The 20527-nt window shown below is 72.0% G+C and carries 16 protein-coding genes; 11 read left to right on the top strand and 5 right to left on the bottom strand.

What is annotated here, in order from left to right:
- The first annotated feature begins 9 nt into the window (after positions 1-9).
- The 4 genes from BLV96_RS50905 to BLV96_RS32445 all read left to right on the top strand — a co-directional run bounded on the left by BLV96_RS50905 (position 10) and on the right by BLV96_RS32445 (position 5090).
- Complete coding sequence (locus BLV96_RS50905) at positions 10-981, top strand: hypothetical protein (protein WP_244180612.1); 972 nt, start codon at positions 10-12, stop codon at positions 979-981.
- A 59-nt stretch (positions 982-1040) separates the two neighbouring features.
- Positions 1041-1661: a DUF998 domain-containing protein gene (locus BLV96_RS32455; protein ID WP_086676763.1), complete on the top strand. Its 621-nt coding sequence runs from the start codon at positions 1041-1043 to the stop codon at positions 1659-1661.
- A gap of 127 nt (positions 1662-1788) precedes the next feature.
- Entirely contained in the window at positions 1789-2979 is a 1191-nt protein-coding gene (locus tag BLV96_RS32450; RefSeq protein WP_086676762.1) for a thiolase family protein, read from the top strand.
- Positions 2979-5090: a 3-hydroxyacyl-CoA dehydrogenase NAD-binding domain-containing protein gene (locus BLV96_RS32445; RefSeq protein WP_091389823.1), complete on the top strand. Its 2112-nt coding sequence runs from the start codon at positions 2979-2981 to the stop codon at positions 5088-5090. Before BLV96_RS32450 ends, BLV96_RS32445 begins: the two co-directional genes overlap by 1 nt.
- Here the strand turns inward: BLV96_RS32445 and BLV96_RS32440 are convergent.
- Positions 5087-5515: a hypothetical protein gene (locus BLV96_RS32440; protein WP_244180610.1), complete on the bottom strand. Its 429-nt coding sequence runs from the start codon at positions 5513-5515 to the stop codon at positions 5087-5089. The genes BLV96_RS32445 and BLV96_RS32440 overlap by 4 nt on opposite strands.
- Before the next feature lie 69 nt (positions 5516-5584).
- Here BLV96_RS32440 and BLV96_RS32435 point away from each other — a divergent pair, with 69 nt between their 5' ends.
- The gene (locus tag BLV96_RS32435; protein WP_086676759.1) at positions 5585-7117 is read left to right on the top strand and encodes a twin-arginine translocation signal domain-containing protein; all 1533 of its coding nucleotides are present in this window, start codon (positions 5585-5587) and stop codon (positions 7115-7117) included.
- Entirely contained in the window at positions 7111-8172 is a 1062-nt protein-coding gene (locus tag BLV96_RS32430) for an alpha/beta hydrolase (RefSeq protein WP_086676758.1), read from the top strand. The genes BLV96_RS32435 and BLV96_RS32430 overlap by 7 nt, the downstream gene beginning before the upstream one ends.
- A gap of 4 nt (positions 8173-8176) precedes the next feature.
- Here BLV96_RS32430 and BLV96_RS32425 read toward each other — a convergent pair whose 3' ends face one another.
- Genes BLV96_RS32425 through BLV96_RS32415 form a run of 3 tightly spaced genes read right to left on the bottom strand, consistent with a single transcriptional unit; the run spans position 8177 to position 11528 of the window.
- On the bottom strand, positions 8177-9301 hold the full coding sequence (locus BLV96_RS32425) for a sensor histidine kinase (protein ID WP_086676757.1): 1125 nt from the start codon (positions 9299-9301) through the stop codon (positions 8177-8179).
- Positions 9298-9978 (bottom strand): response regulator transcription factor, encoded by a 681-nt coding sequence (locus BLV96_RS32420; RefSeq protein ID WP_043781112.1) that lies wholly within the window; start codon positions 9976-9978, stop codon positions 9298-9300. The genes BLV96_RS32425 and BLV96_RS32420 overlap by 4 nt, the downstream gene beginning before the upstream one ends.
- A 35-nt stretch (positions 9979-10013) precedes the next feature.
- Positions 10014-11528, bottom strand: coding sequence for a PucR family transcriptional regulator (locus BLV96_RS32415; protein WP_208608375.1), 1515 nt, complete (start codon positions 11526-11528; stop codon positions 10014-10016).
- Between the two features lie 97 nt (positions 11529-11625).
- On the opposite strand from BLV96_RS32415, the gene BLV96_RS32410 reads away from it, so the two are divergent.
- Genes BLV96_RS32410 through BLV96_RS32390 form a run of 5 tightly spaced genes read left to right on the top strand, consistent with a single transcriptional unit; the run spans position 11626 to position 18436 of the window.
- Positions 11626-13071 (top strand): sodium:solute symporter family protein, encoded by a 1446-nt coding sequence (locus tag BLV96_RS32410; protein ID WP_086676755.1) that lies wholly within the window; start codon positions 11626-11628, stop codon positions 13069-13071.
- Entirely contained in the window at positions 13064-14008 is a 945-nt protein-coding gene (speB, locus tag BLV96_RS32405) for an agmatinase (RefSeq protein ID WP_086676754.1), read from the top strand. The genes BLV96_RS32410 and speB overlap by 8 nt, the downstream gene beginning before the upstream one ends.
- Complete coding sequence (locus BLV96_RS32400; RefSeq protein WP_086676753.1) at positions 14005-15648, top strand: thiamine pyrophosphate-binding protein; 1644 nt, start codon at positions 14005-14007, stop codon at positions 15646-15648. Before speB ends, BLV96_RS32400 begins: the two co-directional genes overlap by 4 nt.
- A complete protein-coding gene (locus BLV96_RS32395; protein ID WP_086676752.1) occupies positions 15645-17003 on the top strand; it encodes an aminobutyraldehyde dehydrogenase in 1359 nt (452 codons plus the stop codon). Before BLV96_RS32400 ends, BLV96_RS32395 begins: the two co-directional genes overlap by 4 nt.
- A complete protein-coding gene (locus tag BLV96_RS32390) occupies positions 17000-18436 on the top strand; it encodes a purine-cytosine permease family protein (RefSeq protein WP_086676751.1) in 1437 nt (478 codons plus the stop codon). The genes BLV96_RS32395 and BLV96_RS32390 overlap by 4 nt, the downstream gene beginning before the upstream one ends.
- A 121-nt stretch (positions 18437-18557) precedes the next feature.
- Here the strand turns inward: BLV96_RS32390 and dxs are convergent, their stop codons facing one another.
- Positions 18558-20471: a 1-deoxy-D-xylulose-5-phosphate synthase gene (gene dxs, locus BLV96_RS32385; protein ID WP_086676750.1), complete on the bottom strand. Its 1914-nt coding sequence runs from the start codon at positions 20469-20471 to the stop codon at positions 18558-18560.
- Between the last annotated feature and the right edge of the window lie 56 nt (positions 20472-20527).

Below are 20527 nucleotides of genomic sequence, written 5' to 3'. Positions count from 1 at the left end.
ACTGGGCAGGTGAACGTTTCTCCGTGCGGCCATCCCGCCCCGGCCGCCGGTACTTGGACGACCCGGCCCTGCCCGGTGACCCCGCTGAACGACCGCTGCCTCGTCCCCGTGCCCGGTGGCTGGCTCGCGCTCACCGAGGCGGGCTTCGTCCGGATCGACGACGAGGACCAGTGGCTCCTCGGGCCGGTCGAGCCGGCCGAGGAACGCGACGTCGAACGGTACGACCGCCCGGACCGGCCCCGGGGTCCCGCGCTGCACGCCTCGGCGGACGGCCGGTTCGCGGCGGTCGTCTCGGACTACGGGCAGTACGGGACCGTCGTGGACCTGGCCGAGTGGGTCACCGTGCTCGACCTCGACCGGGACTGGGACGACAACGAGTGGACGCGCTACCCGTTCGCGTTCCTCGACGGGGGCAGGTTCGCCGCGGCCACCGCCTGCGACCGGCTCGACGTCTTCGACGCGGCCACCGGGCGCCTGCTCACCGAGCACGCGGACGATTCCGGCTACTACTTCGGCGCGGTGCTGCCGAGCCCGTCCGGCCGGTCGCTGCTCGTCGACGGTTGGGCCTGGCACCCGGTCGGGATCCCGCTCGTCATCGACTGCGCCGCGTGGCTCGCGGGCGATCGGAACCCGGCGCAGCTGGCCGATCGCGGCGACGTCTGGGACGAACCGATGGTGTGGCTCGACGAGGAAACCATCGCCCTGCAAGGGATCGGCAGCGAGCGCCCGCCGCTCGACGGCGTCGAGGTCCGCGCGGCGGCGTCCGGCCGGCTGCTCGGGCAGTTCGCCGGGCCGAAGGGCCGGATGTGGGCTCACGGCGGCCTGCTGTACGTCGCCGCCGAAGCGGGGCTCGAGGTCTGGGACCCCACCGAAGGCGCGCGGATCGGGCTCCTCGAAGGCTTCGCGCCGATCGCCCACCACGACGGCTCCTTCGCCGAACTCCGTAACGATCAGCTGAGGATCTGGGCACCCGTCGGATAACAACGCTCCTCCCGGGGCAGCAGACCGCCGATGACCTTGGTGAGACCCCGGAGGCGGCCATGACCACGGCGACCCAGACCCCACTCGTTCATTCGTACCTGTTCCTCCGGCGCGCCATCGGGCTGATCGGCCTGGCGCTGCCCTTCGTGCTGATCTTCGGCAAGCAGCTCGTCGACGGCGGCGACCTCGCCGGCTCGCTCAGCTCGTACTACTACACCGATCTCCGCGACGTCTTCGTCGGCGCGATGTGCGCGGCCGGGGTGTTCCTGCTCGCGTACTACGGCCACGACTACGTCGACAACGTCGTGAGCACTCTTGCCGGCCTGGGTGCGATCGGGCTCGCGCTCTTCCCGACGACGCCGGACCACGACGTGAGTTCGTGGGACCGGACCTCGGGCGTGCTGCACCTGGCGTTCGCGGCGGTGTTCTTCCTCTCCCTCGCCTACTTCTGCCTGCGCCTGTTCCCCCACGACGGCGAACAGCCGCCGGGCGTCGGGGTCGTCTACCGGGTGTGCGGCGCGGTGATCCTGGCCGCGCTCGTGCTGATCGCGTTGACGAGCCGGCTGCGGCTGGTGCCGGAGTGGCACCCGGCGCTGTGGCTGGAGGCGGCCGCGGTGTGGGCGTTCGGTGTCGCGTGGCTCGTGAAGGGGCAGACGCTCACCCCCAAGAGTGTGCCGTAGCCCACTCGACCGGGCCACTCCACTGGTTACCGACGGGTAACAAGGGCTATCGTGCGGGCAAAGACCTCTACTTCATGGAGCTTCAGTGGCCGCACCAGCAACGCCGCTCGCGCCGAACGCGCGGGGCGTGCGAAACGTCGCCTTCGTCGAGGGGGTACGGACCCCCTTCGGCAAGGCCGGCGACAAGGGCATCTACGCCGGGACCCGCGCCGACGACCTCGTCGTCAACGCCATCCGTGAGCTGCTGCGGCGGCACCCCGAACTGCCGCCCGAGCGCGTCGACGAGGTGGCCATCGCCGCCACCACCCAGATCGGCGACCAGGGCCTGACCATCGGCCGCACCGCCGCGCTGCTCGCCGGCCTGCCGAAGTCCGTCCCCGGCTTCGCCATCGACCGCATGTGCGCCGGCGCGATGACCGCCGTCACGACCGCCGCGTCCGGCATCGGCTTCGGTGCCTACGACATCGCGATCGCCGGTGGCGTCGAGCACATGGGCCGGCACCCGATGGGCGAGGGCGTCGACCCGAACCCGCGGATCATCGCCGACAAGCTCGTCGACCCGACGGCGCTCGTCATGGGCCAGACCGCCGAGAACCTGCACGACCGCTTCCCCGCGATCACGAAGCAGCGCACCGACGCCTACGCCGCGCGCAGCCAGGAGCGCTACGCCGAAGCCGTCAAGACCGGCAAGATCGGCCCCGAGCTGGTTCCGGTCGCGACCCGTTCCAAGGAGCTGGGCTGGGGTCTGGCCACCGAGGACGAGCCGCCCCGCCCGGGCACCACGCTCGAAACCCTCGCCGGGCTGAAGACGCCGTTCCGCCCGCACGGCCGGATCACCGCGGGCAACGCGGCCGGCCTCAACGACGGCGCGACCGCCTCGATCCTCGCCGACGAGGACACCGCCCGCGAGCTGGGCCTGCCGGTCGCCATGCGGCTGGTCGGCTACTCCTTCGCCGGCGTCGAGCCGGAGGTCATGGGCATCGGCCCGGTGCCGGCCACCGAGAAGCTGTTCAAGCGCACCGGCCTGTCCATCGACGACATCGGCCTGTTCGAGATCAACGAGGCCTTCGCCGTGCAGGTGCTGGCCTTCCTCGACCACTTCGGCATCGACGACGAAGACCCGCGCGTCAACCAGTGGGGCGGCGCGATCGCGTGCGGCCACCCGCTGGCGTCGTCCGGCGTCCGGCTCATGACGCAGCTGGCCCGCCAGTTCGCCGAGCGACCCGATGTCCGGTACGGCATGACCACGATGTGCATCGGCATCGGCATGGGCGGCACCGTGATCTGGGAGAACCCGGCGTTCGAGGGGGCCAAGTAATGACTTTCACCGCTGAAGAAGCGAAGGCCGCCTTCCCGGACGAGGTCGTCACCCACGCCGTGACGCGCCTGGTGAAGGTGCCCGGGCTCGAGAAGCCCGTCGCGCTCATCACGCTCGACAACGGCCACGACCACACCCGGCCGAACACCTTCGGCCCCCAAGGTCTGGTGAGCCTGAACGCGGCCATCGACAAGGCCTTCGAGGCCGAGCCGGCCGCGATCGCCGTCACCGGCAAGCCGTTCATCTTCGCCGTCGGCGCCGATCTGTCGGGCGTCGAGTCGGTGAGCGACCCGAAGCTGGCGCGCGAGATCGCCCAGACCGGGCACGACGTCTTCCGCCGCCTCACCGAAACGAAGATCCCGACCTTCGGGTTCATCAACGGCGCGGTCATGGGCGGCGGCCTGGAGCTGGCACTGTCCTGCCACTACCGGACGCTGTCGGAGAACACCGCCGCGATCGCGTTCCCCGAGGTCTTCCTCGGCCTGTTCCCGGGCTGGGGCGGCACGCAGCTGCTGCCGAACCTCATCGGCGCGGACGCCGCCGTCACGGTGATCATCGAGAACGCCTTGGCGCAGAACAAGATGCTCAACGTCAAGCAGACGGCCGAGCTCGGCATCGTCGACGCGGTCTTCGGCTCCGCCGACTACCTCGAGCAGTCGCTGCTGTGGCTGGCTCGCGTGGTGAACGGCGAAATCAAGCCGGAACGCCGGGAGATCGACCGCCGTTCCGGCTGGGACGCCGCGATCGCCCGCGCCAAGTCCATTGTGGACGGCCGGACGCACGGCGCTTCGCCGGGCGCCACCAAGGCCGTCGAACTGCTCGAACTCGCGAAGGAAAACGACCTCGACCGCGGCTACGCGGCCGAGACCGACGGCCTCGCCGAGCTGCTCATGTCCGACGTCCTGCGCGCCGGGCTGTACTCGTTCAACCTGGTCAACAAGCGCGCCAAGCGCCCGGCCGGCGCGCCGGACAAGAACCTGGCCCGCAAGGTGAACAAGGTCGGCATCGTCGGCGCCGGCCTGATGGCCAGCCAGCTCGCGCTGCTGTTCGTGCGCCGCCTGAAGGTGCCGGTCGTGCTGACCGACGTCGACCAGGAGCGCGTCGACAAGGGCGTCGGGTACGTCCACGCCGAGATCGACAAACTGCTGGGCAGGAAGCGCGTCTCCCCGGACGGCGCGAACCGGCTCAAGGCGCTGGTCTCCGGCTCGCTCGACAAGGCCGCGTTCGCCGACGCCGACTTCGTCATCGAAGCCGTCTTCGAGGAACTGGGCGTCAAGCAGCAGGTGTTCGCCGAGCTGGAGCAGCACGTCAAGCCCGAGGCGATCCTGGCGACGAACACCTCGTCGCTGTCGATCACCGCGATGGCGTCGAAGCTGCAGCACCCCGAGCGCGTGGTCGGCTTCCACTTCTTCAACCCGGTCGCCGTGCTGCCGCTGCTGGAGATCGTCCGCGGCGAGCAGACCGACGACGCGTCGCTGGCGACGGCGTTCTCGGTCGGCAAGCAGCTCAAGAAGTCCAGCGTGCTGGTCAAGGACGCGAGCGCGTTCGTCGTCAACCGGCTCCTGCTGCGCTTCCTCGGCGAGGTGCTGGTCACCGTCGACGAGGGCACGCCGTTCGACGTCGCCGACTCCGCGCTCGAACCGCTCGGTCTGCCGATGACGCCGCTGACGCTGATGCAGCTCGTCGGCCCGGCCATCGCGCTGCACGTCGGCGAGACGCTGCACGAGGCCTTCCCGGACCGGTTCACCGTGTCCGACAACCTCGCGAAGTTCGTCAAGGCGGGCAAGAAGGGCGTCTGGGTCTGGGATTCCCAAGGCAACCAGTCGGCCGACCCCGAGGTCGTCGAGCTGTGGACGCAGGGAGATTCTCCGTCCACTTCGGAGCAGGTGCGTGACCGGGCCCTGTCCGCGATCGCCGAGGAGATCCGGATCATGCTGGACGAGGGCGTGGTCGCCGAGGCGCAGGACATCGACCTGTGCCTGATCCTGGGCGCGGGCTGGCCGTTCTGGAACGGCGGCATCACGCCGTACCTGGACCGCTCCGGCGTCTCCGAGCGCGTGAACGGCAAGCCGTTCCTCGCCCCGGGCGTGGCATCGGTTCCGGCGAACTAGTACTCGCCCTCACGAGGGCACTTCGGCGGCGGCGCGGTGAGTTTCAGCTGCGCCGCCGCCGCGTCGGAATCGATGACCGTCACCCGCTCGGCCGTCCGGAAACGGGCGTGCAGCTCCTGTGCCCAGGCCTTGAGGTCGGTCCCCGGGACGGCCAGCAGCGAGACCGACGGCGGGTCCACGAACACGCGTCGCACCTTGGGGTCGGCGCGCACGGCCGGCAGCGCCGCCCCCAGCTCGGCGTCGGCGGGGAAGACCACGACGACCGCGGCGCACAGCGTGTGCCCCGCCAAGGGCGCGGGGTTCGTGTCCACCGGCAGGTCCGGCGGCCGCTTCAGGGCCGCGACGCCGAAGGCCAGCCCCACGCCGGCGGCCAGGGCCAGCGCGACGGCCGGGGCGACCACGCGGACCAGCGGCTTTTCCTCCACGCCCAAGATCACAGCACACGTTGGCCGCCGGGACACCGCCCGTTCACCCCGGCGGCTTAGCGTCCGCGCGTGACCACCGACAGACGCCGGTTCCTCAAGGGCGCCGGGCTCGCGGCCGCCGCCGCGGGCGCGCCCCTCCCCGCTCCTTCCGAAAGCTTCGACGTGAGCCGGCTGTGCGGTCGCTACCAGTGGCTGGTGGGCGACCACCACACGCACAGCCAGTACTCCTACGACGCGATGTACCGGATCGACCAGATCGCCCGCGGAGGCCGGGCGCACGGCGCCGACTGGATCGTCTTCACCGACCACGGGCACGCCGAGCACGAGAAGGTGTCGGTCGAGCCGACCGAGGCGGACTTCCTCGCCGCCCGGCGGAAGTACCCGGATCTGCTGCTGTGGCACGGCATGGAGTGGAACGTCCCGGGCGCCGAACACGCGACGGTGTTCTTCCAGGCGGGCCGGGACCAGGCCGCGAAGCTGCGCGAGTTCGAACGCGCCTTCGACTGGCGGCTGACGAACTCCGAGGCGTCGAGCCCGGCGAACGAGGCCCTCGCGCTGCGGGCGTTGCGCTGGCTGGCGGCGGAGGAACAGGCGAAGCGGATCCACGCGCCGGTGGTGCTGATCAACCACCCGCTGCGCAACGGCCGGATCGCGCCGCACGAGCTGCGCGCCTACCGCGATGCCGCGCCGAACATCGTCATCGGCATGGAAGGCGCGCCCGGCGCGCAGGCCGACGGCTTCCCGAAGCCGCTCGGCAACGGCGGCGCGCGCGGCGGCTACGCCAACAGCGCCGGCCCGAACTCGTGGCCGGGCTTCCCGGCCGAGGCGTACCGGTCATACGGCGGCTGGGACTGGGCGACGGCGAAGGTCGGCGGCCTGTGGGACTCGCTGCTCGCCGAGGGCAAGCCGTGGTGGATCACGACCAACTCCGACTCGCACTACAACCGCGGCGACACGCTCGTGCGGCCGCAGGTGGCCGACGACTGGTACGACACCCACGGCAAGTTCCCGGACCCGGTCGACACCGGCTCCCCGCAGCTGCTCGCGCCCTACGCCGACTTCTACCCCGGCGAGTTCAGCCGCACGTACGTCGGTGTGACGCGGCGAAGTCTCGAAGGCGTCCTGGAGGGCCTGCGGGCCGGGCGGGTCTGGGGCGTGCACGGCGGCCTGGTCCAGTCCCTTGAAGTCGGCGCGTACGGCGGTGGTGCCGCGGCGACGCTGGGCGGCCGGCTGCGGGTGCGCCGCGGTTCGGACGTCACGCTGGTGGTTTCGGCGCGGCTCGCGGCGCGGCCCCACGGTGGTGGTTCGGTGCCGAGGCTGGCGCGGCTGGACGTCGTCGCGGGCCCGGTGACCGGCGCCGTGACCGATCCCGACACGATGACGGCGCCGGGCACGAAGGTCGCCGAGTCGTTCGAGCCGCGGTGGGCGCCCGGCCGGCAGGTGGTCTTCCGGCACACCTTCCGGAACGTGCGCTCGCCGTTCTACGCGCGAGTACGCGGCTCGAACGGCACTTCGGAGCCGACTCCGGACGTGATCGGGCAGGCGAACCCGTTCGAGGACTTGTGGATGTACGCGAACCCGATTTTCGTGGACGTGTGCTGAACAGGAGAGTGCTGCTCGTCCGGTCGATCATGATCGGGTTGCGGTGGCTGCTGCGGTTGCCGTCACCGGTGTTGCGCGTGCTCGCGGGCCGGCCGGTGGTGGTCGACGGGCGGCAGCCGGTGCCGACCGCGCGGATGCTGATGCGGGTGTCGCGGTTCGCGCCGTTCGACGCGCCGCACCAGAACGGCAGCCTCGCGCGGGCGCGGACCGAGCTGAACCTGGCGGGCGCGCTGGCCGGCGCCGGGATCTGCCCGGGCGTCCGGACGCGCGACTCGGGGTGGCCCGGGCCGGGTGGCCCGCTGCCGCTGCGGCGGTACGAACCGGCCGGCGTCCCGGCGCCCGCCCCGGCGATCGTGTACTTCCACGGCGGCGGGTTCGTCCTCGGCGGGCTCGACACGCACGAGGGCGCGTGCCGGCTGCTGGCCGAGGAGGCCGGCGTGCGGGTGGTGTCGATCGGCTACCGGCTGGCGCCGGAACACCCGTTCCCGGCGGCGGCTTCGGACGCGGTGGCGGCGTTCGCCTTCGTCCACGAGCACGCGGGGGAATTCGGCATCGACCCGGCGCGGCTGGCGGTGGGCGGCGACAGCAGCGGCGGCAACCTGGCGGCGGTGGTGGCCCACGCGGCGGCCCGCGGCGAGCTGCCCCGGCCGGCGTTCAGCCTGCTGTTGAGCCCGGCGACGGACGCGCTGGGTTCGTCGGAGTCGCACCGGCAGTTCGGTTCCGGCTTCCGCCTGGACCGCGACGAGTGGGCCTGGTACCGCGACCAGTACGTGCGGGATCCGGCGCTGTACGCGGACCCGCGGGCGTCGGTCCTGTACGACGACGCCCTCGAAGGTCTTCCGCCGACGTACGTGGCAACGTGCGGCTTCGACCTGCTTCGCGACGAAGGTGAGGCGTACGCGGCTCGCTTGGCCGCGGCGGGAGTGCCTTTGGTGCACCGACGTCACGAGGGACAGCTGCACGGCTTCGCGAACCGGGTGGGCATCGACCCGGACGCCCGGGCGGCCATGGTCCACGCGGCGGGCGTGCTCCGCGCGGGTCTCGCCCTCGGCTGAGCAGTTACCGGACGGGCAGGTGGACCGTCACGCCGAGACCGCCGCCCACGATGGGTTCCGCCGTCACGCTTCCGCCGTGCGCCGCCACCGCCGCCCGCACGATCGACAGCCCCAGGCCCGCGCCCGACCGGGCCGTCCGCGCCACCCCGGCCCGGCGGAACGGCTCGAACAGCTCCGCCACCGTCGCCGGGTCCACCAGGCCGCCGGACGAGCGCACCCGCAGCGTCGACCACCGCGGCCCCGGCTGGGTCACGACCTCCAGCCAGCCGCCCTCGACGTTGTGGCGGACGGCGTTCTCCAGCAGGTTGCCCGCGATCCGCTCCAGCAGCGCCGGATCGCCGAACGCGGGCGCCGGCACCACCGCGAACGTCGCCCGGATCGCGCGTTTCTCGGCTTCCAGCCGCACCGCGCGCCAGGCCCGGTCGATGACCACGGCCAGGTCGACCGGCTCGCGGACGCCGAGCCCGGCGCCGTCGGTGCGGGCCAGCAGCAGCAGCGAGTTCACCAGCTGCCCGGCGCGTTCGGTCGCGTCGCGGACCACGCCGCCCATCCGCCGCAGCTCGGCTTCGTCGGCGTCGTCGTCGGCGAGGGTGACGTCGAGTTCCGTGCGGATCACCGACAACGGCGTCCGTAGCTCGTGGCTCGCGTTCGCGACGAAGTGGCGCTGCGCGTCGAAGGCGGACTGGAGCCGGTCGAGCATGGCGTCGAACGTCTCCGCCAGCACGGCCAGTTCGTCACGCGGGCGCACCGCGCCGATCCGTTCCCCCAGCGACTCGACCGACAGCCGCCGCGCGGTGCCGGTGATCTCGCGCAACGGCAGCAGGACGCGGGAGGTGAACGTCCAGGCGAGGATCGCCGCGGCCGCCACCACCAGCAGGAACGCGATCGACCCGAAGAGCAGCATCCGGTTCCGGGCGTGCACGCGCAGGTGCTCGGCGAGCGTCGAGGCGTCGACCGTGACGCCGTCGACGACGACCGTGCTGCCCGGCGGCATCTGCGGGACGCTGTCGAGCGAATCCCGCACCAGCGTCCAGGCGAGCCAGAGCAGCAGCAGGCTGACGGCGGCGACCAGCACGGTCGCGAGCAGGGTGATCCGGGCGCGGAGGCTGCGGGTGCCCGGCAGGTTCACGCGCGCTGCGGCGTGCCGGGTTCCGGCACCCGGTACCCGGAGCCGACGACGGTCTCGATGATCCCCGGCTCGCCGAGCTTTTTGCGCAGCGTCATGACGGTGACCCGGACGGTCGTGGTGAACGGGTCGGCGTTCTCGTCCCAGACGCGTTCGAGGAGTTCCTCGCTGCTGACCACGGATCCGGCGGCCTGCAGGAGGACCTCGAGGACGCCGAACTCCTTGCGCGTCAGCTCCACGGGCCCGCTCGCCCGCCGCACGGTCCGCTTGGCGGGGTCGAGTTCGACGTCCCCGGCGGTGAGCAGCGGCGGCGCGGCCGGCGTGGCCCGCCGGCCCAGCGCCCGCACGCGCGCGACGAGCTCGGGGAAGGCGAAGGGCTTGGCGAGGTAGTCGTCGGCACCGAGGGAGAGCCCGTCGACGCGGTCGGACACCGAGCTGCTGGCGGTGAGCATCAGCACCCGGGTCAGCTCCCCGGAGGCGACGATCTCCCGGCACAGCTCGTCCCCGGACATCCCGGGCAGATCCCGGTCCAGCAACACGACGTCATACCGCGTGACGGCGGCTTTTTCGTGCCCATCGTCCCCGGTGAGCGCGACGTCCACGGCCATGCCTTCGCGGCGGAGGCCGCGGGCGATCGCGTCGGCCAGGGGTTCTTCGTCCTCGACTACCAAAACTCGCACGAGCCCACAATCCCATATTTTCCTGAGAGTGCCCTTTAAGGACTGTGTGTGACCGGTGAGAGCCACCGCAAGGCGAACCACAGCCGCATCCGGGCCTCCGGGTCCGCCAAGTCCACCCCCAAAGCCTTCTCCACCTGCGCGATCCGGTGCCGGACGCTGTTGCGGTGGACGCCCAGCTCCGCCGCCGTCGGCTCCCACGCGCCGTGGTGGGCCAGCCACGTTCGCAGCGTCGGCGCCAGCGAGCGATCCCCCGCCCGGTCCAGCGCCACCAGCGGCTCCAGGACCTTCGAAGCGAATCCGCGGGCCGCGGCCGGATCGAGCAGTGCGCCGGGGTCCGGCGGGCCGTCGCCCGCGACGACCGCGCGGCCGAGCGCCCGGGCGCGGGCCAGCAGCAGGTCCAGCTCCGCCACCGCGCCCGCCGCCCGGCCGGCCGGGACCGGCGAGCCCACCGCCGCGAGCCAGCCGTGCTCGCGCAGGTCCTCGAGCACCTCCGGCGCCGGGCTCGTCCCCGCGACCGCCACGAACGACGGCCCGGGGAGAACCGAGACCAGCGGGGTGTCCAGCCGCGCCCGCAGCCAGTCGGGCCGCCGGGCCACCTCGCCCGGGCCGCGCCGGTGCTCCGCGCCCGCGACCAGCCGGACCACCTCCGACCCCAGCACCGACCAGGCCGCCTCCCCCGGCGACACCCGGCCCAGCAGGAGCCCCGTCGCCGCCGCGCCCAGCTCGGCCGCGTCCGAGCCCGCGCGGCCGACCAGGCCCAGCAGGGCCGCGCCGACCGCGAGGATCGCCCGCTCGGCGCCGTCGAGCCGCCCGGCCCGGCCGACGACCACCAGGTGCGACGCCGTGGCCTGCGGGTACACCGGCTGGACGACGACGATGCCGCCGTCGAGCTCGGTGGTCGCGCTCCGGATCCCGCTGCCCGCCCGCACGGTCGCCATCAGCTCCCGCACGGGGAGCGGCAGCGGCGTGGGCGCGTCGTGCGCCGAGGCCAGCACGTCCCCCGCGCCGACCAGGGCGACCCACGACCGCAGCACCGCCGCCAGCGCCGACGTCAGCTCGCCGAGCCCGCCCCCCGCGGCGCGCGTCAGCGTCTCGCGCGCCGCCGTGATCCGCCGCTGGTCCCGCTGGCCGGCCTCGGTCAGCGCCACCGAGACCGCCCGGTTGACCGCCAGGAACGGCGTGCGCGAGGGCACCACCAGCAGCGGCAGCCCGCGCCGCGCGCACGCCCGGCGCAGCGGCTCCGGCAGCGTCTCGTGCACCGTCGGGGTGAGCCCGAACCCCAGCGCCGTCACGCCGGCGTCGCGCAGCCCGCGCACGTACCGGTCGACCTGCTCCGGCAGGTCGACCCCGGCGGTGAGGATCAGCTCGCCGCCCAGCAGGTAGGGCGCGGGATCCTGCAGCTCGCTCACGTGCGCCCAGCGCACCGGGGCGTCCAGCGCGCCCGGCCGCAGGGTCTCCGGGACGACCTCCAGCGCGAGCTCCCGGTTGCCGACCACGTCCCGTAACGGGACATTCACCTCCGTGGACAGCGCATCCGTGCTCGAGGTCATTTCATCCCTATCGAAGTCGACATGGGGATGAATCATCCCATGCCCAAGGGGTGGCGGGCGAACCTACGGTGACCCGAAACGACGTGAGGAGGACACCGTGACCGGCGACTACGCGGTGATCGCGCTGTACATCGCGGGGATGCTCGGGGTCGGCTGGTACGGCCTCCGGCTCGCGAAGACGAAGTCCGACTACCTGGTGGCCGGGCGGCGGCTGGGCTGGTTCATGTACTCCGGCACGATGTCGGCCGTCGTGCTCGGCGGCGCGTCGACCGTCGGCGGCGTCAAGCTCGGCTACACCTACGGCATTTCCGGCATGTGGCTGGTGGTCAGCATCGGCGTCGGCATCCTGGTGCTGCACGCGCTGTTCGCGCGGCGGCTGGTGCGGCTGAAGGTCTACACCGTCGGCGAGATGCTCGACCTGCGCTACGGCGGCCGCACCAGCGCGGTGTCCGGCGTCGTCATGTGGGGCTACACGCTGATGCTCACGGTCACCTCGACGCTGGCCTTCGCGACCATCTTCAAGGTCCTGTTCGACCTGCCGAACTGGGCGGGCATCGCGGTCGGCGGCTCGATCGTCGTCCTCTACTCGGTGCTCGGCGGCATGTGGTCGATCACGCTCACCGACATCGCCCAGTTCGTCATCAAGACCATCGGCATCCTGGCGATCCTGCTGCCGGTCGCGATCTCTTCCGCGGGCGGCTTCTCCGGGATGAGCGAAAAGCTCGACGCGAGCTTCTTCAGCTTCACCTCGATCGGCACCGACACGATCATCACCTACTTCGTCATCTACACCTTCGGCCTGCTGATCGGCCAGGACATCTGGCAGCGCGTGTTCACCGCGCGCACGCCGGCGATCGCGACGTCCGGCGGCATCACCTCCGGCGTCTACTGTCTGGTCTACGGCCTGGCCGGCGCCCTGATCGGCACCGCGGCCCACACGCTCTACCCGGACCTCGCCAGCGCGCAGGACGCCTTCGCGACGATCGTCGAGCGGCTGCTGCCGACCGGCGTCCGCGGCCTCGTGCTGGCCGCCGCGCTCTCGGCGATGATGTCGACCGCGAGCGGCGCGCTGATCGCGTGTTCCACCACGACGACGTCGGACCTGCTCAGCAAGCTCGGCCTGAAGAAGGGCGGCGAAGTCAGCCGCAACCGGATCGCCACGCTCGTGCTCGGCCTGCTGGCCATCGGCATCGCGATGGTCGTCGACGACGTCGTCAACGCGCTCACCATCGCCTACGACATCCTGGTCGGCGGCCTGCTCGTCGCGATCGTCGGCGCGCTGTTCTGGAAGCGCGGCACGCGGCAGGGCGCGTACGCGTCGATGGTGGCCGGCACGGTGTCGGTGATCGCGTTCATGATCATCGACGGCGTCGACGCCAACACCCCGATCTACTGGGGCCTCGGCGCGAGCCTGGTCGTCTACCTGGCGGTCAGCTTCGCCACGCCCCGCACGGCCGACTCGATTCTCTCCCTTTGGACCCGCCGCCTGGCCGGCGAAGACACCACCACCGAGACCCGGGAACAGGAGCCCACCAGTGCCTAACATCGGACCCCTCGACTCGTCGCGCGTCCCCCGGTTCGCCGGCTTCGCGACCTTCGCGCGGCTGCCGCGGATCGACCAGGTCGAGCGCGCCGACGTCGCCGTCGTCGGGGTGCCCTTCGACTCCGGCGTGTCCTACCGGCCCGGCGCGCGGTTCGGCCCGGCCGCCGTGCGCGAGGCGAGCCGGCTGCTGCGGCCGTACCACCCGGAGCTGGACGTCTCGCCGTTCGAGCAGATGCAGGTGGTCGACGCGGGCGACATCGCGGTCAACCCGTTCAACATCGGCGAAGCGATCGAGACGCTGCAGCAGGAAGCCGAAGCACTGCAGGCGAACGGGACGCGGCTGGTGACCGTCGGCGGCGACCACACCATCGCGCTCCCGCTGCTGCGCGCGGCGGCGAAGAAGCACGGACCCGTCGCGCTGCTGCACTTCGACGCGCACCTCGACACCTGGGACACCTACTTCGGCGAGCCGTACACGCACGGCACGCCGTTCCGGCGGGCGTCCGAGGAAGGCATCCTCGACACGAGTGCGCTGTCGCACGTCGGCACGCGCGGGCCGCTGTACGGCAAGCGCGACCTCGAAGAGGACCGCCGGCTCGGCTTCGGGATCGTCACCTCCGGCGACGTCCTGCGCCGCGGCGTCGCCGAGACCGTGGACGCGCTGCGGCAGCGGATCGGCGACCGGCCGCTGTACGTCTCGGTCGACATCGACGTGCTCGACCCGGCCCACGCACCCGGCACCGGCACCCCCGAAGCGGGCGGAATGACCAGCCGCGAGCTCCTGGAGATCCTGCGCGGGCTGCGCGACCTCAACCTGGTCGGCGCGGACGTCGTCGAGCTGGCCCCGGCCTACGACCACGCCGAGATCACCGCCATCGCGGCCTCCCACGTCGCCTACGACCTGGTGAGCCTGCTGTCGCTGGGGAAGGGCGAATGACCCGCATCGGCGGCGACGTCGTCGTCGAAACCCTTCGCGCGCTGGGCGCCGACACGGTGTTCGGCCTGCCCGGCCAGCACGCGCTGGGTCTGTTCGAAGCGCTGCGGCGCGCCGGCGACCTGCGCGTGATCAGCGGGCGCGTCGAGAACAACCTCGCGTTCGCCGCCGACGGTTTCGCCCGCGCCCGGCTCGCGGCGAACCCGGACGGGCCGGTCCCGGTGACGCCCCTGGTCGTCTCGACCGGGCCGGGTGCGTTACTGACGTTGGCTTCGCTGCAGGAATCCCGGACCGCGTCGGTGCCGGTGCTCGGCATTTCCAGCCAGGTCCCGGTCGCCGGGCTCGGCGGCGGCCGGCACGGCTACCTGCACGAACTGCCCGACCAGCAGGCGAGCTTCCGGGACGTCGTGAAGTCGGTGCACGTCGTGCGGCGGGCGAGCCAGATCCCTTCCGCGTTGCGGGAAGCGTGGACGTCGGCGGCGACCGCGCCCTACGGCCCGGTGTGGGTCGAGATCCCCCAGGACGTGCTGCTCGGCCCGGCCGGTCTGCCGCCGATCACGTCCGTGTCGGCCACTCCCCCAGCCTTGGCACCGCTGCCCGAGCTGGTCACCGCGGCAGCCGACCTGCTGGCCGCGGCGTCGAACCCCGTCATCCTCGCCGGCGGCGGTGCCTTGCGGTCCGGCGCTTCGGCCGAGCTGAAGGCCCTGGCGGAAGCGTTGCGTGCGCCGGTGATCTCGACGTTCGGCGGCAAGGGCGTCTTCGGCTGGGACCACGAGCTGTCCGGGCGGTCGTGGCTGGAGGACTGGCACACCACGGAGTTCCTCGCTTCCGCGGACGTCCTGCTCGTGCTCGGCTCGGGCCTGGGCGAGCTGTCCAGCAACTACCGCGAGTTCGCGCCGCGCGGCCGGGTGATCCAGGTCGAGGCCGATCTCGGCAAGCTGGAGTCGAACTACCCGGGCCTGGGCATCCACGCCGACGTCAAGCTCACGCTGCAGGCGCTGCTGGAGTGGGTGCCGATGCGGCCATCCGACGGGCGGGCCGAGAAAGCGGTCTCCGGACTGCTCGCGCGGGTCGAGTCCCGTTTGGACGGTCAGGACCTGGCCGTCGAACGGAAGCTGATCGACGACGTCCGCGCGGCACTGCCCGAGGGCACGCAGACGTTCTGGGACATGACGATCGCCGCGTACTGGGCCTGGTCGGCGTGGAACCCCGAGGGCGCGCCGATCCACACCGCGCAGGGCGCGGGCGGGCTGGGCTACGGCCTGCCGGGCGCGCTCGGCGGCGCGGCCGCGGGCGGTCCGGCGCTCGCCGTGTCGGGTGACGGCGGCGCGATGTACGGCGTCGCCGAGCTGGCCACGGCGGTGCAGCACGGCCTCGACGTCACGTGGCTGATCGTCGACGACGGCGGCTACGGCGTGCTGCGCGAGTACCTCACCGACACGTTCGGCCAGACGACGGCCACCGAGCTGGCCCGGCCCGACTTCGTGGCGCTGGCCTCGTCGTTCGGCGTCCCCGCCCGGCTCTCCTCTTTGGACACGGTGGGCGCGGACCTCGCCGAGGCACTGCGCACGCCGGGCCCGTCCGTCGTCGTCCTCCCCGCGTTGCTGAAGCTGTTCGCGCCGACCCACCTGGAGCAGGCATGACCCGCACGCTCGACCTGACCGACCCGGCGACCGGCGAGGTGTTCGGCACCAGCGCCGTCGCCTCGGAGTCCGATGTGGACAAGGCCATGGAAGCCGCCGCGCAAGCGTTTGCGGCCTGGCGGCGCAGCACCCCGGCGCAGCGGCAGCTGGCTCTGCTTAAGATCGCCGACGCGCTCGAGGCGCGGGCGTCGGAGTTCGCCGACCTGGAAGTCCGCGAGACGGGCAAGATCCGGTCCGTGGTGCTCGAAGAGGAGATCCCGGAGTGCGTGAGCGCGCTGCGGTTCTTCGCCGGCGCCGCGCGGCACCTGGAAGGGACCGCGGCCGGGGAGTACGCGCCGGGCCACACGTCGGTGATCCGCCGCGAGCCGGTCGGCGTCTGCGCGCAGATCGCGCCGTGGAACTACCCGCTGATGATGGCGGTCTGGAAGATCGCGCCGGCCCTGGCGGCGGGCAACACGGTGGTGCTCAAGCCGGCCGAGACGACCCCGTCGACGGCCGTGCTGCTGGCCGAGGTCGCCGCGGAGTTCCTGCCTTCGGGAGCCTTCACCGTGCTGACCGGCGACCGCGACACGGGCCGCGCGCTGGTGCGCCACCCGGTCACGGCCCTGGTGTCGATCACCGGGTCGACGCGGGCGGGCATCGACGTCGCCACGGTCGCGGCCGCCGACCTCAAGCGCACGCACCTGGAACTGGGCGGCAACGCACCACTGCTGGTCTTCCCCGACGTCGACCTCGCCGCGACGGCGGAAGGGATCGTGGGCGCGGCGTTCTACAACGCGGGCCAGGACTGCACCGCAGGCAGCCGGGTGCTGGTGCACGCGTCGATCCACGACGACTTCGTCGCCGCGCTGGCGAAGGTCGCGGCCGCGCAGACCCCCGGGGTCGACTACGGGCCGCTGAACAGCGCGGCGCAGTTCTCCCGCGTCGAGGGCCTGATCTCGCGGCTGCCGGCACACGCGCGGATCGAAACCGGCGGCTCGCGGTTCGGCTCACAGGGGTACTACTTCTTCCCCACGGTGATCTCCGGCGTGCGGCAGGACGACGAGATCGTCCAGGAGGAGATCTTCGGGCCGGTCGTCACGGTCCAGTCCTTTTCGGACGAAGCTTCCGGTGTCGCGCTGGCCAACGGCGTCCCTTATGGACTGGCGTCGTCGGTGTGGACTCGCGACCTCGCCGTGGCGACGCGGGTGTCGGCCGAGCTGGACTTCGGCTGCGTGTGGGTCAACACGCACGGGCCGCTGGTCGCGGAGATGCCGCACGGCGGGTTCGGCCACTCCGGCCACGGCAAGGACCTTTCGGCGTACGCCTTCGCCGAGTACACGCGCGTCAAGCACGTCATGACGAGGTTCGCATGAGCGCGCGCGTGACGGAGGTCGAGCACAACGGCATCGCGCCCATCCCGCCGGAGGAGCAGACATCGCGCCCGCGCGACCTGTTCCGGATGGCGTTCGGCGGCGCGAACACGTTCGCGACGATCATCCTGGGCACGCTGCCGATCGCGTACGGGCTGAGCTTCCGGGACGCGGCTCTGGCGACCGCGCTCGGCGTGGTGGTCGGCGGCCTGGTCCTGGCGCCGATGGCGTTGTTCGGACCACGCACGCGCACGAACAACGCGGTGTCGTCGGGAGCGCACTTCGGCGTGGTCGGCCGGTGCGTCGGCTCGTTCCTGTCGTTGCTGACGGCGATCACGTTCTTCGCGATTTCGGTGTGGGTGAGCGGCGACGCGGTGGCCGGCGCGGCACAGCGGCTGTTCGGCTTCGACGGCGGCGCGGTGCTGCGCGGCGTGGCGTACGGCGTGATCGCGGTCGCGACGCTGGTGGTGTGCATCTACGGCTACCGGTTCATGCTGCTGGTGAACCGGATCGCGGTGGTCCTGGGCACGGCGATCATGCTGCTGGGCGTGCTGGCGTACGGCGGCTCGTTCGACCCGGGCTACGCCGGCACGGGCACCTACGCACTCGGCACGTTCTGGCCGACGTTCACCCTGGCGGCGCTGACGGCGCTGGCGAACCCGATTTCGTTCGGCGCGTTCCTCGGCGACTGGGCGCGCTACATCCCTTCTTCGTTCAGCAAGCGCTCTCTCCTGACAGCGCCGTTCCTGGCCCAGGTGGCGACGTTGCTGCCGTTCGGGTTCGGCATCGCGACGGCCACGCTGGTCGCGAACCCGGCCGACTACATCACGGGCCTGACGGCGATTTCCCCGCTGTGGTACGCGATCCCGCTGATCGTCGTGGCGTTGATCGGCGGCCTGTCGACCGGAACGACGTCGCTGTACGGCACGGGCCTGGACTTCAGCTCGATCTTCCCGCGCCTGTCCCGGGTCCAGGCGACGCTGCTGATCGGAACGCTGAGCGTGGCGTTCATCTTCATCGGCAATTTCGTGCTGGACATGGTGTCGAGCATCAACGCGTTCGCGACGCTGATCGTGCTGTGCACGAGCCCGTGGATGGTGATCATGATGATCGGCTTCGTCCAGCGCCGGGGGTTCTACGACGTGGCGGACCTGCAGGTGTTCAACGAGGGCCGGCGCGGCGGGAGGTACTGGTTCGCCCGAGGCGTGAACTGGCGAGCGATGGCGGCGTGGATCCCGGCGACGACATTGGGCCTGCTGTGCGCGAACACGCCGATGATCGCGGGCCCGCTGAGGGACATCGCGGGCGGTGTGGACATCAGCCTGCTGGTGACCCTGGCGACGGCGGCGGTGGCGTACCCGGTGCTGGTGAAGCTGTTCCCGGAACCCGCGGAGGTCTTCGCTTCGGTGCCCCTCCCGGTCAACGCCGGGGCCTGACTTCACCCCGCGCGCGGGGGCGCCCCCCGTTTTCCACTCTACCGGTGGGCACCGACAGTTTCGGGACCTGAAGCCGCGAACCGGCCCCCGGGAACAGTTCCCGGGGGCCGGTTCGCCGCGGTCAGCCGCGGTTGGCGTCCTTCTTCGCCGGCTGCTCTTCCGAGCCCAGCCGGCCGGCGGCCCACTCGGTCACGCGACGAGCCACGTCCTGGGCCGTCAAGCCGATCCGCCCGAGCACCTCGTCGCGGCTGCCCAGGTCGTGGAACGCCTGCGGCACCGCCAGATCCCGCAACGGCACGTCGCACTCGGCGTCCCGGAACATCGCGGCCAGCGCCGACCCGAAACCGCCGTGCCGGCCGCTGTCCTCGACGGTCACCACGAGCTTGTGCTGCGAAGCCAACGCGACCAGCTCGGCCGGAACGGGCAGCACCCACCGCGGGTCCACCACGGTCACGCCGATCCCCTGATCGGCCAGCCGGTCCGCGGTCGCCAACCCGAGCGTCGCGAACGGACCGACCGTCACCAGCAAGACATCCGCGCCCTCGGTCGGGCGACGCAGCACATCGACCGTGCCGATCCGCTCCACCGCCGTCACATCCGCGCCGACCTTGCCCTTCGAGAACCGCAGCGCGGTCGGCCCATCGGAGACGGCGACCGCCTCCCGCAGTTCCTCCCGCAGCGTCGCCGGGTCACGCGGAGCAGCGACGCGCATCCCGGGCACCATCCCGAGCAGCGACAGGTCCCACATCCCGTGGTGGCTGGGCCCGTCCGGCCCGGTGATCCCGGCCCGGTCCAGCACCAGCGTCACCGGCTGGCGGTGCAGTGCGACGTCCATCAGCACCTGGTCGAACGCGCGGTTGAGGAACGTCGAGTAGATCGCCACGACCGGGTGCAGCCCACCCATCGCGAGCCCGGCGGCCGAGGTGACCGCGTGCTGCTCGGCGATCCCGACGTCGTACCAGCGGTCCGGGAACGCCTCGGCGAACTTGTCGAGCCCGGTGGACCGCAGCATCGCCGCCGTGATCGCGACGACGTCCTCGCGCTCGGCGCCGATCTTCGCCAGCTCGTCGCCGAACACGCCGGTCCAGCTCGGGCCCTTCACCGGCGGCAGGCCGGTCTCGGGGTCGATCGGGTCGGTCTGGTGCATCTGGTCGTGCTGGTTGTTGACCGCGGGCGCGTAGCCGTGACCCTTTTCGGTCACCACGTGCACGATCACCGCGCCGCCGAACGCCTTCGCGCTCTGCAGGGCCTTCTCCAGCGCGACCTGGTCGTGGCCGTCGACCGGGCCGAGGTACTTCAGGCCGAGGTCGGAGAACATCGCCTGCGGGCTCAGGGCGTCCTTCAGTCCGGCCTTCGCGGCGTGCAGCGCGGCGTAGATCGGCTTGCCGACGACCGGGGTGTGCTTGAGGATCTCGCGGCCGCCGTCGAGCAGGCGCTCATAGCCCGGCTGGAGGCGCAGCGCGGCGAGGTGGTCGGCGAGGCCGCCGATGGTCGGCGAGTACGAGCGGCCGTTGTCGTTGATGACGATGACGACCGGGCGCTCGCGGTGCGCGGCGATGTTGTTGAGCGCTTCCCAGCACATGCCGCCGGTGAGCGCGCCGTCGCCGACGACGGCGATCGCGTGCCGCTCGCCGCCCTCCAGGGCGAACGCTTTCGCCAGGCCGTCCACATAGGACAGTCCGGAGGAGGCGTGGCTGCTTTCGACCCAGTCGTGGTCACTCTCCGCGCGCGACGGGTAACCGGTGACACCGCCGGTCTGACGCAGCTTGTCGAAGCCGTCCACGCGGCCGGTGACGATCTTGTGCACGTAGGCCTGGTGCCCGACGTCCCAGACGATCGCGTCGCGCGGCGAGTCGAACACGCGGTGCAGCGCCAGCGTCAGCTCGACGACGCCGAGGTTGGGCCCCAGGTGCCCGCCGGCGCGGCGGACCTTGTCGACGAGGAAGTCCCGGATCTCGGCAGCCAGTTCGCCGAGGTCCTCGACACTCATGCGCTTCAGGTCCGCCGGTCCGTTCACGGACTCCAGCAACGTCACTCGTCTCCACCTCACTTGGTCGGCACGCCCCACGTCCGGCCCAGTCTACGGAGACC

Origin of the sequence: Amycolatopsis pretoriensis (genome assembly GCF_900107925.1) — a bacterium.
Taxonomy (GTDB): Bacteria; Actinomycetota; Actinomycetes; order Mycobacteriales; family Pseudonocardiaceae; genus Amycolatopsis; species Amycolatopsis pretoriensis.
This window is presented reverse-complemented; position numbering and strand designations above follow the sequence as displayed.